Annotated in this window: 4 protein-coding genes; all 4 read right to left on the bottom strand. The window is 74.9% G+C overall.

Annotation, left to right across the window (positions count from 1 at the left end; all coding sequences use genetic code 11):
• Positions 1 to 117: 117 nt before the first annotated feature.
• Complete coding sequence (locus ACIQMU_RS22735; RefSeq protein ID WP_352242537.1) at positions 118 to 1,593, bottom strand: VWA domain-containing protein; 1,476 nt, start codon at positions 1,591 to 1,593, stop codon at positions 118 to 120.
• Positions 1,590 to 3,020, bottom strand: coding sequence for a hypothetical protein (locus ACIQMU_RS22730; RefSeq protein ID WP_402689557.1), 1,431 nt, complete (start codon positions 3,018 to 3,020; stop codon positions 1,590 to 1,592). Before ACIQMU_RS22730 ends, ACIQMU_RS22735 begins: the two co-directional genes overlap by 4 nt.
• Positions 2,990 to 3,508: a hypothetical protein gene (locus ACIQMU_RS22725; RefSeq protein ID WP_352242539.1), complete on the bottom strand. Its 519-nt coding sequence runs from the start codon at positions 3,506 to 3,508 to the stop codon at positions 2,990 to 2,992. Before ACIQMU_RS22725 ends, ACIQMU_RS22730 begins: the two co-directional genes overlap by 31 nt.
• A gap of 112 nt (positions 3,509 to 3,620) precedes the next feature.
• On the bottom strand, positions 3,621 to 16,751 hold the full coding sequence (locus ACIQMU_RS22720) for an amino acid adenylation domain-containing protein (RefSeq protein WP_402689556.1): 13,131 nt from the start codon (positions 16,749 to 16,751) through the stop codon (positions 3,621 to 3,623).
• Positions 16,752 to 16,794 lie beyond the last annotated feature (43 nt).

Raw genomic sequence — 16,794 nt, 5'->3', positions numbered from 1 at the left:
AGAACGAGCGAGGGGGAGCAGGCGAAGGGACAAGGGCGCAGGGAGGGCGGGCTCGTGGTGGGCGGGCCCCGCCCGCATGTCCTCGGGGGCCCTCAGGGCCGGCAGCGCCCCGGGACCTCAGGTGAGGAAGGTCTTGAGTTCGTGCACGAGCTTGTCGATGTGCCCGGAGACCACGGGTGTGCCCAGGGCCTTGAACCGCTCACGGAACCAGGGATTGACCTCCTGCCGTCCGGAGCTGGTCACCGAGCCGACGGGGATGAACTTCACCCCGGAGCGGTGGACGGCCTCAATGCCTTCGAACAGCGGCTGGGAGCGGTCGAACTCGTAGAAGTCGGAGATCCACACCATGACGGTGTTCTTCGGCTCGGCTATCTTCGGGCGGGCCATCGCCATCGCGACGGGCCCGTCATTGCCCCCGCCGAGGTTCGTGCGCAGCAGTACGTCGAACGGGTCGTGCACCCAGGGCGTGAGATCGATCGAGCGGGTGTCGTAGGCGATGAGATGGACGTCCACCTTCGGAAGGCCGGCGAAGACGGACGCGAGAATGGTGCAGTTCACCATCGAGTCGACCATGGAACCGGACTGGTCCACCACGACGATCAGCCGCTGCGGCGTCGTCCTGCGGACGGTGTGCCGGTAGTAGAGGCGGTCGACATAGAGCCGCTCCTCCTCCGGACTCCAGTTGGTGAGGTTCTTCCAGATCGTGCGGTCCAGGTCGAGATTGCGGAAGACTCGCTTGGGCGGCACCGAACGGTCCAGCTCGCCGACGGTCGCCTTCTCCACCTGCGTACGCAGCACCTCGGCCACCTCGTCGACGTAACGGCGGATGAGCGACTTGGCGTTGGCGAGAGCCACACCGGACAGATTGCCCTTGTCCCTCAGCAACTGCTCGATCAGTGACATGCTCGGGGTCAGCCGCGCGGCCAGCGCCGGGTCGGCCAGCACCTCCCGCAGCCGCATGCGTCCCACGAGATCCGCCTCGATCGCCGCCAGCTCGGGACCGAGGCCGCCGCCGTCCAGGCCCGCGCCCGCCGCTCGCCCGCCGCGGAGCCCGCCGGGCGGACTGCCCAGCGCACGCTCCAGCCAGCCCGCGTCGGACTGCCAGCGCGCCAGCCGCTCGGCCGTCACCGTGCTCCCGCCCGTCGCGAAGACATTGAGGAGCACTTTCGACACCAGCGCCGCCCGGCGTACCTCCGCCGCCCGGTCTCGGGATTCGCCGGCCTCGGCCGCCGTATCGACATCCCTCCGCACCGCACCGGAATCCTCGGTCGCGCCGGAGTCCGGCGCCGCCCCGGAGCCCGTGCCGACCGCATCGGCGGCGGGCGTCATCAGCCCGTCGAACTCGGCGGCCAGCTCCGGATGGCGCTGCACGACCGAATCGAGCGACGTCCCGGGATCCAGCAGCGCGGACGGCAGTCCGATGTCCTCGACCACTCCCAGGCTCGCCGATTCGAGCGCGGGCTGCTCCTCACCGTCGAAGAGACGGGCCAGGAGCCGCCAGTACAGCACCTGACGGCGGTTGTCGTGCGGGTCGGGCCCGGCCGGGGCCGGGCCGCCGGGGCCGGGAGGCTGCCCGGTGAGTTCGTCGGTCATTTCCGCAACAGCCTTCCCGCGCGCTCGCGCAGCACGGCGACGGCGTCGGTGGCGGCCTTCTCCGCCCGGACACCGGCCTTGTCGGTGGTGCCGCCCGCCCACGCCCCCGCGTGCACGGCGACGGCCTTCTTCCGTACGGTCGACTCGACCGCGAGCGGCTGGACCAGGAACGCACCGGCATCCCAGCGCAGCAGCCCCACGCAGGAGTGGGACGCGGCGACCGCCTCGGGCGTCAGCGGACCGGCGGCGGGCGCCCGGTCGGTGTCGACGGCCAGAAGCCGCCCGGCCACGTCGAACGCGAGCCGGCCCTCCTCGCTCCGGACGGTGTACCCCTCCAGCAGCACCGGAACGGCGATCCGGACCGGATGCCGGTCCAGCGGCGCGACGCGGGCGGCCGTCGCGGCGGACAGCATCACACGGGCTGTGGTGAAGGCATCGGCGGGCTCGCCCGTACGCGCCCGCTCGTCGTCCCAGACCAGATCCCCCTCGTCCGTCACCGGCATGGCGTCGAGCACCATCGAACAGCCCTCGCTCACGGCGCCGAGCAAGGACATGCGGGGACGCAGCAGCTGCCACAGGCCCGCCCCGACGACGGTGTCCGGCTTGGGCGCGGAAACCCCGGCGCGCACCAGGCGGGGCGCCCCGCCGTCCGCGGGCTCGAACACGGCGTGGACCTGTGCCTGCACGGCCGTCGTATGCTCCTGCACATCGACGCCGAGCGGCAGCAGACGACCGGTCACCGGGACCACGGGCGGTTCCCCCGCGGAGCCGGGGACCGTCAGCAGCAGTGCGCGCGACCACAGATCGGCCCAGCGGCGCGCCGGCACCCGCTCCAGCGTCGCCCCCGGGCAGGACGCGGCGAGTTCGGCGGCGAACCCGTCGAGCAGCGTCGCCGGACGACGGGAGCCCGGATCGGGCAGCATCGCGGAGACCACCGGCGCGGCCCCGGCGACCAGCTCGTGGTCGATGCCCCGCCAGCCGCGGCGCGCGAGGTCGCACAGCCAGCTGCGGGCCGCCGCCAGGAGGTTCGCTCCGTGGTCCGGCACGGCGGGCACCGGGGCGGAGCCCCGCTCGTCCTCGGCGTGGGGACGGCCGACGGTCTCCTCTATCCGGTGGGACAGGGCGTCGTGCGCGGCGCCGAGCAGCGCGCCGCGGGCGGCGGCGAGCGCCACGAAGTGGTCCTCGCCGGCGGCCCCGGACATCGCCCTGCCGACCGCTTCGGCGACCCGCGCGGCCAGCGGGGTACCGGCGACGGCGTCGGCGAGCCCGGTCAGCGCTGCGGCCTGGTCGGGGCCCGGCCGCAGCAGTCCGGCCACCAGCGCCCCGTCGAAGGCGTCCACGGCGGCGAGGGCCTCGTCGAGCCCTTCGACCGGATCGGACAGCAGGTCGGCGCGCATCAGGCCACCGCCCGCGTCGGCGGGAACCACTGCATCTCGGGCAACGGTGAGGTGACCGGCTCCAGTTCGAGATAGGCCAGATGCCTCAGGAAGCGGCTGAACACCTGTGCGGCCGCCGAGGAGTCGCCCTGTTCCGGCCGCGTGGCCGTCATGGCGGCGGTGAGGGCGCCGGCGTCCGGCTCTCCGTCCGGGGCCTCCACCGCGAGGTAGCGGGCGACGCGCCCCGCGCCGTACTGCAGCACCGCCTCACCGACGAGCGCCTGGATGTGCTTGCAGAACGTGCCGCGCGCACCGCCGCAGGGTCGGTTGTTGTTGGTGCTGCACGCGAACGCGTACGTCCGCGACGCCACGGACGACACGTACACGCGCCCGATGTCCGATCCACTGGAGACGACTCCCTGCAACCGCCCGTCGGCCAGTTCGACGAACGGCACCTTGGCCAGCTTCCGCGGGCGCGCGGGCGCCGTCACCCGCGCGGTACTCGACTTCTCCCAGACCGACAAAGCGCCAACTCCCATGCATGCGAAAGGGGATGTCCACGCCATCGCGGCGGGACATGAACGAACTTAATCCCGACCACTGACATCGACGGCGGCACGGGGGTTCCGGCGGCCCCTTGCTCCCCACCCACTAAAGGCGCCGCGCGATCATGTCCGGGTCGATGGTGCGGGTGAGGAGGTGGAGGGGGGCGGCCCGGATGCCGGTCGCCTCCGCCGCCTCCCAGTAGGCCAGGGCGGTGGCCGCGTCGACCGGGCCGCGGACGAGCGGCACATCGGTCCCCGAGGAGTGGAGCAGGGACTCCAGCCGACAGGACGCGATGGTGTCCGGCACCATCGGCTGCGCGAGGTAACCGGCCACCGCGGCGGCCGGCAGCCCCTCGGCCACCTCGCGCAGAGTCGGGCCGGCCCCCAGCAGCCCGCCGCCGACGATCAGGACGTCCTTCGACCGGTCCATCCGGCCGAGGGCGCGGGATGTGTCGAAGCAGTGCGGGAACGAGTCGTCGACCACCGTCGTGCCCGGGGCGAGACGGTCGACGTCCAGGAGCGTGCCGCCCCCGCTGACCGCCGCGACGATCAGGTGCGCCCCGTACACGGCGTCCGGCAGCCCGTGGCCCGACTCGACCACCTCCACGCCCTCGGCGAGTCCGCGTTCCCGGAGACTTTCGGCCAGTTCCTCCAGGCGCCGCCCACTGCCCGGCACGTCACAGAGCAGCAGGCGGGCGGGCTGCTGCGCACTCCGGGAGAGCAGCAACTCCAGCGAGGAGCAGCCGATCGAGCCCAGCCCCACGAAAGCGACAGTGAGAGCGCCCAGGTGCTGCCCGGTCGCGTCGAGAGCGGCGTGCACGGTCCTGACGACGGAGACGACGGTCGCCGCGTGACCGGTGGTGACCGCCGGGCCGGCGCCGGTCGTGCCGACGGTCCGCAGGACCTCGAAGCCGTAGCCGGTGAGCGAGGGGATCATGCCCGCGAGGGACACGGCCCGGGCGCCGAGGGACGAGGCGAGCTCGACCGCGCGCCCGGTGTGCCCCAGCAGGACGTCGCCGGGGGCGAGTTCGTCCGCGAACTGCGGGACGCACACGAACCCGGAACGACCCAGCGGGGTGCTCAGCGTCTCCAGGAGCCGTGGCCGCCCGTCCGGGAAGAGCAGCGTCCGCAACTCCTCGCGCGGCAGTGCCGCCTCCGGCAGGCCCGCGAGCCGCGCGAGGTGGGCGGGGGACGGCAGATAGCCGACGAGCGCGGCGTCCATCCGCAGGTCCCGACCCGGGCCGCCCGGGCCGGGGAGGAGGCCGGGGCCGGGCACCGCGGAGGCCGCCGCGTGCGTCAGACCGTCGCGTAGCGAGTCCGCGAAGGCGGCCAGCGCCTCCGGGGTGAACGCCGTGGCGGCCGCACGGACGGTGATCCGCAGCCGCCCGTCGTCCGGACCGGCCGCCAGGAACACATCCGTACCGGCCGGAGGCGGCGTGAAAGCGCTGTCGGCGTCCTCCCGGGAGACCGTCAACGTCCGGCCGCTCTCCGGCCCCAGGGACGAGAAGTCCAGATAGGTGAAGAAGAACTGTGCGGTCAGCGGCAGCCCGTCGGTCGGCGGCGGCACGGCTCCCTCGTGCGTCCGCGCCTCGGCGGCCTCGGTGGCGAGCCGCCGCAGGTCGTCCTCGAAACCCGTGTCGTCGGGCCGCCCGGACGCCGGGCCCGCCGGCCGCAGGGGTACGGCCGTGGCGAAGGGACCGAACACCCGGTGGGCGTCGGGCACGGAGTCGTCCCGGCCGCTCACCGCGAGGCCGAGCACCAGATCCGCCCGGCCGGTGACCGCTACGAGCGCCCGGTAGTAGGCGGTGAGCACCGGGGCGTAGAGGGTGGATCCGGTGCGCGCGGCGAGCCTGCGCAGCGCCGCCACCCGGTCGGGGTCGACCGTGAACCCATGGGTGTGGAAGAGCGGCTTCGCGCCGGTTCCCGCGGACCCGCTGGTGCTGGTGCCGGCGGAGAGCACGGGTGGCCGGTAGGGCGCGCGCAGCCGTGCCCACCGGTCGCGGAGGGTCGGGTCGGCCGACCGCGGCGACGCGGTGGAATTGGCACCGGAGGCGTTCGAGGCGGCGGCGTCCGTGCGCCGCGCCAGGTGGACGGAGTGATCGCGGAAGGTGCTGCGCAGCGGGGCGTACTCGGGTTCCTCCCTGTGGGTCAGGGCGTCGTACCCGGCCGTCAGCTCCCGTACCAGGAGTGCGGCGCTGTAGCCGTCGCCGATGATGTGGTGGGCGTGTGCCACCAGGACGTGTTCGTCGGGTGCGACGGTGAGCACCCGCAGGCGCAACAGGGGCCAGGCCCAGGGTTCGAAGCGCCGTGCCCGTTCGGCGGCGACCCGCTCCTCCACCTGCGCGGGGCCGGTGAGGGTCTCGAAGTCGACCGGCAGGCGCAGCGAGGGCGGAAGCTCCTGTTGGACGCTCGGGCGCGCCCCGGCGGGGAAGACGGTGCGCAGCATCGGATGGCGCACGACGAGTGCGTCCACCGCCCTCTGGAAGCGGAGGGTGTCGAGGCGGCCGACCATGCGCAGGCGCGTGAGCCAGGACGATGTCGCACCCGGTGCGATGGCGTCGGCCAGCAGGAAGCCGCGCTGTGTGGGCGTGAGGGGGAAGGGGGCGGGGCCGGTGGCCGGGCCGGTGATCGGGGGGAGGGCCGCCGCTGCGCCGGTTTCCCGCCCCGACGCGTCCGCTGCGGCCGTGCCGGCAGCCGCCTCGGAGCCGGCCCCGCGAACCGTTTCGGCAGCCGGAACGGCAACCGGGTCCGCGGCGTTCTCGACAGCCGCTTCCACAGCGGGGTCCAGGACCGCGTCCACGGCGGCGTCCACGGTGCGGGCGAGGGCGGCGAGCGTGCGGTGACGGTAGATCACCGTGGGCCGGGGGAGCGGCCGGCCCTCCTTCTCCAGCCGGGCGAACACTTCCAGGACGAGCAGGGAGTCGCCGCCGAGGACGAAGAAGTCGTCCTCACGGCACACGTCGTCGGCCTGGAGCAGGGCACACCAGATGGCGGCCAGCCGGACCTCCGTCGGAGTGCGGGGCGGCGTACGGACGCCGCCCGCGCGGACACCGACGGAGTCGTCCGTCCCGGGCCCGGCGGTGGCTTCCCGGCGGGCGGGCAGCCCGCGGCGGTCGATCTTGCCGGTGCTCGTGAGCGGCATCCTGTCGACGCGCGTGATCCGGGACGGAAGCATGTACGGAGGCAGCGACCCGGCGAGATGGAGCCGGAGCGCCACGGGATCGACGCCGGACGATCCGGGCCCGGGCGTCACGAACGCGTTGAGGCGCCCGTCCTGGGCCAGGACGACGGCGTGGACGACGTCCGGATGGGCCTGGAGCACCGCCTCGATCTCGCCCGGCTCGACCCGGTTGCCGCGGATCTTCACCTGGTCGTCCAGCCGCCCGAGGAATTCCAGGACGCCGTCCTCGGAACACCGCACCCGGTCGCCGCTGCGGTACCAGCGCCGCCCGCGCCGCACCGTGAACGCCGCTTCGGTGAGGGCCGGCTCGCCGAGGTACCCCGGGGTCAGGCCGGTTCCGGAGATGAGGAGTTCCCCGGCCTCGCCGGGCCGCCGGGGCTCCCCGTCCGGGCCGACGACCTCCACCTCCGTGCCGGTGACGGGGCGGCCGATGGGCAGTCGCCGCACCTCGTCGCCCGGCCGGGCGCGGATGATGTGGCAGCTCGTGTTGATGGTCGCCTCGGTCGGGCCGTACAGGTTGGCGATCTGCTGGCCGTCGCCGAAGAGGTCGAACCAACGGCGCACATGGGCGGGCGACAGGGCCTCGCCGCCGACATGGATCCACCGGAGTGCGGAGAGGTCCGGCAGCGGTGCGCCGCGCCGTACCCGCTCCTCCGAAGCGCTGAGCAGTTGCTCCCAGAGGGTGGGAACGGAGCTCCAGACGGTGATCCGGCAGCGTTCGACGTGGGTCAGGAGCCGTTCCGGGTCGCGCAGCAGATCCCAGTCCACCGTGACCACGGTCGCGCCGACGAGCAGCGGGGCGAGGAGCTGGCGGACGGAGGCGTCGAAACAGGGCGACGCGGTCTGGGCGAGCCGGTCGTGGGAGTCGTACCCGAAGGCGCCGATCGCCCAGTCGAGGTAGTTCTCCATCGACCGGTGGGTGATGGGCACGGCCTTGGGCCGGCCGGTGGAGCCGGAAGTGAAGATCACGTAGGCGATCTCGCCGACGTCGGCCGGACGGTCGGGTAGGGGGACTCCGTCCCGGGTCCGGGCGGGGCCGGCGGCACGGTCCGGGCCCGTGGCGAGGTCCTGCCCGGCGCCCTGGGGGAGTGGTGTCGAAGTGTCCGGGGACACCGCCGCGTCCACCGACACCAGGGTGACGTCTCCGAGCGTTTCCGCCACCGCCCGGGTGGCGGCGTGACAGAGCACCGTACGGGCCCCCGAGCGCGTGAGCTGGTCCACCAGCCGTGCGGTCGGGTGGCCGGCGTCCAGCGGAACCCAGCCCGCCCCCGCACGCAGGACCGCGACGACCGAGACGACGGTGTCGGCGCCCGGTCCGGTGAGAAGCCCGACGAGACTTCCCGGGGTGACGCCACGGGCCTGGAGCGAGACCGCGAGGGCGTGGGAGGCACGGTCGAGTTGGGCGTACGTCAGGGTGGCGGTGCCGGTGTCGACGGCGACCGCGTCCGGCGTGGCCCGGAACCGGTCGGCCAGTCGAGTGGCGACCGTGGCGGAATCGGCGTCCTGGCGTGGCGGGGCCTTTGTGACGGCCGGCACGGCGGAAGCGGGCTCTCTCCGGCCGGCCCCGGCCTCCCCTCCGGCAGCGGCCCCGTGCCGATCCGGGGCGCCGGGGCCGGGCCGGGCGGAGGGGAGCCCCGGAGCGTCGGGGCGGGGCCGGACCGGAGCGGTCAGCTCGTCGTGGAATTCGCGGTCCAGACGGGCCACCGTGGCCCGGTCGAAGAGGCGGGCGGGGAAGTTCCACGAGAAGCGCAGGACCGTCCCGTCCTGCCAGCACAGCAGGCTCAGGCGCGTCGCGGCCGTCGCGGTGCCGGCAGCGGTGGGCCGCACGCTCACCGGACACCGCTCGTCGAGGGCGGCGGGGAAGCGCGAGAAGCTGAAGCCGGCCGGGCTCACGGTCCGGGGTCCGGCCCCGGGCCGGTCCGTCGGGATCAGCCGCGCCAGCTCCAGGCCCGTCAAGCTCGCGTGCTGTTCGCTCTCCAGCCAGATCTCCGCCAGCCGCTCGGCCAGGGCCCCGACCGGCTCGTCCGGGTCCGTCCCGCACAGCAGAGGGAGGGAGTCGGCCAGCGGCCCCACCAGCCGGTCCAGTCCGGGCAGGCGATCGTCGCGCCGGGCGCGGGCGACGTTCACCGCGATCTCCCGCCGGCCGCTCCAGCGGGCCAGACAGCGCACGTGCACGGCGAGCAGCAGATGGAACAGGCTCACCCCGTGCACCGCGGCCCGTTCCTCCAACGCGGCGGTCAGCACGGGATCCAGGGCGCTCTGGTGTGTGATCATCGGCCCTGTCGGAAGGGCGGAGGGATCACCGTCGTACGGCAGGCGCAGAAAGCCGTCACGGGAGGCCAATCGCCGCTCCCAGTACCGCCGGTCGTCGGCGAGGACCGGCGCACTCCGCGGGGCGGACCGCTCGTCGGCGGCGGCCGCGTACCGCGCGAAGTCAGTGCCGAGCGCAGGCAGCGCCGGGGCGTGCCCGTGGGCGAGGGCCGTGTAGAGGGCCCAGAGTTCCCCGGCGAGGACGTTGAGGCTGTATCCGTCCCCCGCCCCATGGTGGATCACCAGCACCAGATGGGACAGTTCCGGACTCTCCCGAGCGAGGAGCGCGCGCACGGGAGGCTCGGCGGAGAGGTCGAACGGCCGGTTGCACAGGGCTGTTTCGAGCTCCCGGACCCGGCCGGGCACCTCAGGGGGCGCAGTGGCCCGGGACGCCTCGGCCGCCTCGGGAATGTCGTGGACCTCGTACCAGGCGGACAGTGCGGCCGGAGCCGCGACGTACTGCCTCGGCGTCGCCGTGCCGCTGTCCGCGGCGGGGCTCTCGACACGGATCCGCAGCATGGCGTGCCGGTCGGCGAGCGCGGCGAGGGCGCGGCCCAGGAGCCGTGCGTCCAGGGGGCCTCGGACGGTCTGGCGGACGTAGCCGTGCGCCGGGAGGTCCGGGTGGAGCCGGCTGCTGGCGTAGAGGGCCAGTTGGACGGGCGTGAGCGGGAAGGGCACCCCCTCCGGCACGGGCGAGGGGGCGGGAGACAGCGCGGGGGAGGAGGCGGGCGGCTGCGAGAGGGGGAGCGTGGCGTCCAGGTGCGCCGCCAGTTCGCCGACGGTCCGGTACTCGAAGAAGAGCGTGGCGGGCAGGGCCCTGTCCAGCTCCCGTTCGAGCCGCCTGACGAGGTCGACGGCGGCGAGTGAGTCGAGGCCGAGCGCCAGGAACGGCTCGTCGTCGGGAATTCCGGCGGCAGGCAGACCCAGCGCGGAGGCCAGCAGCCGGCGGAGCAACGCGGCGGTGCCGGCCTCGCACCGGGCCCCCGGGCGCGCACCGGGGTCGGCGCTCGTGCCACAGCCGCCGCTGCCCTCCGCACGGCCGCAGTCACAGCCGCGACTTCCGGCGCCGGGCGCTGGGCCCGAGGGCGGCGGTTCCGTACCCGGCTCCACCTCCGGGAGGGTCGGCGTCGCGTTCGGGTGCGCCACGGCGGCGGGTGGCGGGGACGGCGTCAGATCGGCCAGCAGCAACTGCGCCGGGGCCGCGCCGCACGCCGCACGGAGAGCCGCCAGCGCGGGAGCGGTGGCCACGGGCCGGCCTCCCGCGGCCGACGGGGTCGCGACGTTCGGCCTCCCCTCGGTGCGCGGGGACGCTGCCATGCCCGTCCCCGCCACCGCGGCGAGGTTCACCGACAGCCAGGGCCTTCCCGCGTGTCGCTCCGACGCGGCGAACGCGTCGAGGAAGGCGTTGGCGCCGGCGTAGTCGCCCAGCGCGCCCGCCAGGCCGGGCAGTACGGCGCTGACGGAGGAGAACGCCACGCGGACCGCCGGGTCGAGACCGTGCCGGCGCAGGCCCAGCGAGAGCAGCAGACTGCCCCGGGTCTTCGCGGCCAGGACGTCCGCCGTCTCCTCTGCGCGCCTGTTCCGCAGGGTGCCGGGCCGCACCACCCCCGCGGCGTGGAAGAGGGCGTCGAGGCGGGGCAGCCCGGCCAGGAGCGCTTCGACGTCCCGTTCGACCGAGACGTCGGCCGCGCGGTAGTGGACGGTGGCGCCCAGCGCACGGAGTTCATCGGCCAGCCCGTGCGGGGGCCGGGGGGAGCGCCCGGTGAGCACGAGGGTCGGACGGCCCCGGCCGGCGAGGTCCCGGGCGAGCGCGGCGCCGATCCCGCCGCCGCCCCCGGTGATGAGGAAGGTGCCGTCGGGCGGCAGCGCTGACCCCGTCGCCCCGGCCGGTGCCGGGGCGTCGCTCGTCAGCGGTGCGAAGCCGCGGGTGAGCCGCCGCCCCGCACGCCAGGCGACACAGGCTGGCCCGCCCGGGGCGGCGCCCGCACGCAGCTCGGCCAGTACGGCCGCCAGCCGCTGGGACGGGCTGTCCAGCGAGCAGAGATCGACGGCGGTGGCCGACGTGCCCGGGGTCTCCTGCGGCAGAGCCAGCACGAGCCCGCCGAGGACGGCGTGGGCCGGCCGTGGCCTTTCCCGCCCCGCCCCCGTGGCGTGCACGTCCTCGGTCAGCACCAGCAGCCGTGCGGCGCGCGTCTCGTCGAACCGCGCGAGGGCGTCGCCGAAGGCGGCCATCGCGCTGTCCTGGGCCCGGCCGAGGGCGTCACCGGTGTCCTGGCCGGGAGCGGGGCCGGCCACCAGGACCACGGCGTCCGGCGGCCCGTCGCCCGCCGCGTGCACGCGGACGCCCTCGGCGGAGAGCCGCGAGGCGAGCCGGTCGACGCACGCGGAGTCGGGTCCGGTCAGCAGCACCGAACGCACGGACCCCGCCGCCGTTCCGGGCAGGGCGGAATCCTGCCACCGGACCCGGTGCAGAAGAGGGCTCGTGCGCCGGTCCGCCCAGTGGCGGACGCGCTGGAAGGGATAGGTGGGCAGAGTGATCATGCGGTGTCCCGCGTCGAGCGCGGTCCGGTCCAGCGGCACGCCGAGCGTCCACAGACGGCCGATGGTCTCCAAAAGGGCCCCGCGCCCGTCATCGGGCAGCCGTTCCGTGTCCGCCGGGCCGCCGGAACGTCCCGGCAGCGCGCACACCACGGTCGTTCCGCCGCTGGAGGGCTCGGACACTCCGGCCACGTCGGATGTTGCGGGCGGAGCGGACAAGCCGGTGAGGTCGGAGCCGCCGGGGACCGGGGACGCTCCGTGCCCGGGCGGTGCCGCCCGGCCCGGGCCGGCGGACGTACGGGCCCCGTCGCCGCGCGCCACCGGCGCACCGGCAGCGTAGGCCCCCGTCGCGGCGCGGACCGCACCCGACAGGGTCGCGCCGTGGCCGACCTCCACGAAGGTGTCGTACCCCTCCCGGGCCAGGCGCTCCAAGGCCGCCCCGAACAGCACCGGGCGCTCGGCGTGGTCGCGCAGGTACGCCGGGCCGAGGACCGGCTGCCACTCGGCCGTCACGGTGCTCATGAGGGGAATGGACGGCGACTGCGGGGTGAGCGCACGGGCCGCTTCGGCGAGCCGGCCGGCGACCGGCCGCATCAGCGGGGAGTGGAACGCCCGGGAGACCCGCAGCCGGCGGACGGGAACGCCCTGGGCGTCGAGGCGGAGGGCGGCGCGCTCCACGGCGGCGACGCCCCCGGAGAGGACCTGGAGCCCGGGACCGTTGTACGCGGCCACGGCGAGCGCTCCGCCGGACTCCGCCACCGCCGAGGCGACGGCCTCCTCGCCTCCGTGGACGGCGATCATGGCGCCGGGCTCGGTGTACGCGGCCATGAGACGGCCTCGTTCGGCCGCGAACCGCACCGCTTCCCGGAGGGTCAGCACGCCGCTCGCACAGGCGGCGGTGATCTCACCGACGCTGTGCCCGGCCACCGCGTCGGGCGCCACGCCCCAGGTACGCAACTGGCGGGCGAGCGCCACCCCGGAGGCGACGAGGAGCGGCTGCGCCACCTCCGTCGCGGCCTGCGCGGCCGGGTCCGCCTCCGGATCCAGAGCCCAGTCCAGCAGCGGCCGCCCGCACACCGGGCCGAGGAGCGCCGACGCTTCGTCGAAGGTGTCCCGGAACACCGGCGCCGTCCCGTACAGCGCCCGGTCCCGGCCCGGGAATTGCGCCCCCTGCCCGGGGAACAGGAAGACCACACGCGGTCGGGACCGGACGACGCTCCCGATGCGCCCGCCCGCTCCGCCCGTCCCGGCGGCGATCGCGGCGAGCCGTTCCCGCAGGTCACCGTCCGCGATGACGGCGAGCCGGTGGGGCCCCTCGTCCCGGGCCGTGCTCGCGGTCCGGCAGACGTCCCCCTCGCTCAGTCGCGGACGGCTCTCCAGCTCCGCGGCGAGCCGGGCCACCGCGTCCCGCAACGCGTCCGCTCCGCGCGCGGACAGGGTGAGCAGATGAGGCCCGTCGTCCGCAGCTCGGCGCGCGCAGCCCCACGAGGGCGAGCCCTGGGCGCCCGGGGCGGTCGGGAAAGCCGAGGACCGTGACGACGACAAGGCCGACGAGGGCGGCGACGACTCGGGCGAATCAAGGGGACCCGGCGAATCAAGGGAACCCGGGGAACCAGGGGAGTCAAGGGAGCCCGGACCCGGAGAGCCCGGGGAATGCGTGACCTCCGGGGGCTCCCGGCGCGGCCCGGCCTCCGGGAGCGGAGCCTGTTCGAGAACGGCATGGGCGTTGGTGCCGCCGAAACCGAACGCGTTGATCCCCGCGACGAGGGGCCCGGCGGACGTCCAGTCCCGGGTCTCGGCCACCACGGAGAAACCGGCGGGGGCGAGGCCGGGCGAGGCGGGGGTGTGGTGCAGCGACGGCGGCAGCCTGCGGTGGCCGAGGGCCAGCACGACCTTCACCAGCGCCGGCAGCGCGGCCGCGTTCAGCAGATGCCCGATGTTCGTCTTGACCGAACCGAGCAGCCGAGGCTCGCCGTCGGACCGTACGGGAAACGCGTGGGCCAGCGACCGCAGCTCGATCGGGTCCCCCACGGCCGTGCCCGTCCCGTGGGCCTCCACGTACGACACCGAGGCGGGATCGACGCCCGTCCCCTCGTACGCCCGGGTGATGACCTGGCGCTGCCGCAACGGATTGGGCGCCATGAGGCTCATCGACCGGCCGTCGTTGTTGACGGCCGTGCCCCGGACCACCGCGAGCACCGGGTCGTCCGCGCGCCCGGCCGCGTCGAGGCGCGTGAGGACGATGGCCGCCCCTCCCTCACCGGGCACGAAGCCGTCGGCCTCGGTGCTGAAGGCGCGGCCACGACCGGTGGGGGACAGGGCCCCCGCTTCTTCCAGCAGCCGGTGCGGGGCCGAGGTCAGGTGGAGGTTGACCCCGCCGACGACGGCGAGGTCGCACTCGCCGTCCAGGAGGCTGCGCCGGGCGAGGTGCAGAGCGACCAGGCCCGACGAGCAGGCCGTGTCCACGCCGAGTGCGGGTCCGTCGAGGTCGAGGCACTGGGAGACCCGGGCGGCGATGAGGGCGGGGAGGTTGCCGGTGAGCGCGGTGGGCGGCGACGAGCCGTCGGCCGAGGCCCGGTCCAGGACCTCCCGGTAGCCGCTGTCCCCGACCGCCGCGAACACCCCGATACGCCGCCCGTGCCGGCGGGGCCCCGCGTATCCGGCACGCTCCAGTGCCTCGTGCGCCAGTTCGAGGAAGATCCGTGCCTGCGGGTCGAGCGCGCGTGCCTCGTCCGCGCCGATGCCGAAGTAGTCGGCGTCGAAGGCGGCCGGGTCCTCCAGCAGTGCCGCCCAGCGTCTCCGGGGAGCCGTCGGCCGAAGCCCCGCACGCTCGTGGTCCTCGTCCCACCGCCCGTGCGGTACGGGCGTGACGGCGTCGTGCCCGTCGATGAGCAGGTCCCAGAAGGCTTCGGGAGTGTCGGCGCCTGGGAACCGGCACGCCATCGCGATGACGGCGGCCGCAGTGGTGGCACCGCCGGCGGCGGCGCCGGCGGGAGATCCGGAGCGGGAGCCGGAGCCGGCGTCAGAACCACAGCCGGAGCCGGAGCCGGGGCCAGGACCAGAGCCGGAGCCGGAACGGGAGCCGGGGTCGGACACAAAGTCGGAGTCAGCGGCGGGGCCGGCCGCTCCCTCCCCGGCCGCGTCTCCTGCCGCCGGCGCGGCGCTTTCCCCGGCCACGGGGACGGACGCCCGCGGAACGGGCGCGATCGTCAGGAGGTGCCCGGCGAGTGCGGCAAGGGTGTCGTGGTCACGGATGACCGCCGGCGGCAGCGTCACCCCGAAGGCGTCCTCCAGTGCCACCAGCACCTCCATGGCCTTGAGCGACGTCCCTCCGAGGCTCCCGAACGGCTCGTGCGCCCCGATCGACTCGGCGGGCCGGTCCAGCGCCCGAGCCCACACCTCCCGAACGGCCTCGACGGTCTCGGCGCGAGCCCGGGGCGGCGCCCCAGCACGGGACTTCGCCGCAAGCCACGGTGCTCCCGCCCGGGCGGGAGCCGGAGAGGAGGGACGATCGGCGCCGCCCTCGGCGAACTCGTCCGTCCGCCGCTCGCCCGCCGTGAACGCACCGGCCTGGAAGACACTCGTCCGGGACGCGCCCGACTCGAAGCGCTCCCGCAGCAGCCGACGCTGCAGCTTGCCACTCGTCGTACGGGGGAACGCCCCGGGCGGCAGAGCCAGCACCCGCACATCGTCATGGAGCAGGGCCTCGCGGACCCGGGCCGCGACGCGCCCGAGCACCTCCGCCGCGTCGCGCGGAGGCCGCGCCCAGGGGACGAACACCACGACACGCTCGGCACCGGTCACCGGGTCGGTCGAACCGACCACCGCCGGAGCGCCGGACGGCAGCCCGGGTGTCGCCGCCGCGACCTCCTCCATGTCCGTGGCGTGGAAGGTGCGGCCGTTGAGGAACAGGACGTCCTTGTGCCGGCCCGTGACGCACAGCCGGCCGTCCCGCAGGAACCCGAGATCACCGGTGCGGAGCCAGCCCTCGGAGAACACCTGTGCGCTCACGTCGGGAAGGCCGTGGTAGCCACGGGCCAGTTGGGGGCCGCTCACCATGATGTGTCCGACCCGCCGGTCCCCGAGGGCCGTGCCCTCGTCGTCGACGATGCGCACGGCGCAGCCGGCCACCGGTCGCCCGACGTCCATCAACTCGACGGCGCTCTCGCCCGGTTCGGCGTCCACCGCCACGCCGTCGCTCAACGACGCCCGGTCCAGGACCAGCGGCCGGGCCACTTCCCCCAGTGGCGGGAAGGTCACCGCCAGCGTCGCTTCCGCCAGACCGTAGACCGGCTGGGCGGCCGCCGGGTCCAGTCCCGCCGGCGCCGTCTTGCGGGCGAACGCACGCCATACGGCGGGCGCGATCGGCTCAGCCCCGACCAGGACCAGCCGTACGGCCGAGAGGTCCAGTGCGGCCAGGACGCCGTCGGGAACACGGCGCACGGCCAGCGCCAGGGCGAAGTTGGCCCCGGACAGCACGGTGGCGCGGTGCCGGGCCGCCACCTCGAACCACATGCGGGGCCGCTTGGCGAACGACAGCGGCCCGATCTTGACCTGCCTGGCCCGGGCGGCCAGCGGAGCGAGATGGGTGCCGATGAGTCCCATGTCGTGGAAGTACGGCATCCAGCTGACCACCACGTCGTCGGCGCCCAGCGCGGAGGCGGTCCGTATCTGCTCCAGGTTGGCCAGCACCGCGGCATGGGTCACCTCCACCCCCTTGGGTGCGCCGGTGCTGCCCGAGGAGAACTGCACGAACGCGACGTCGTTCCGTCCGGCGACGGCCGGCTCCCGCAGGACCGGTCCCTGCCGCAGGACGTCGAGGGACAGCACGCGCACACCGTCCGGAAGTTCGCCCGCCGTCGGCGCGGTGGAGGCGTCCACGACGACGGGCGGACGTCCCAGGTGCTCCCAGACCGGCCGCACCCGGCGTGCGTCCGGAGCCAGTGGAACCGGGACGAGGCCGGCCGCCACCGCTCCCCAGAACATCGGCTGGAAGTCCTCGCCGCGGTCGGCGAGCAACGGCACACAGGTCCCGGGCGCGACGCCCGCTTCCCGGAATCCGCCGGCCACCCGCAGGGCGTCGTCGAGGAGTTCCCGCAGCGTGACGGTGAGTTCGCTCCCGTCGCCGCGCACATGGACGACGACCTGCCCGGGAGCCTCACGGACCGCGTCCAGCAGAACATCCAGCAAGGTCATGTCGTGCTCCACCGGTCCGTCGGTCCGTTCTTCTCTTCGAAGATGATCTTAAAAA

The sequence above is a fragment of the Streptomyces sp. NPDC091649 genome, assembly GCF_044756785.1.
Lineage (GTDB): Bacteria > Actinomycetota > Actinomycetes > Streptomycetales > Streptomycetaceae > Streptomyces.
This window is presented reverse-complemented; position numbering and strand designations above follow the sequence as displayed.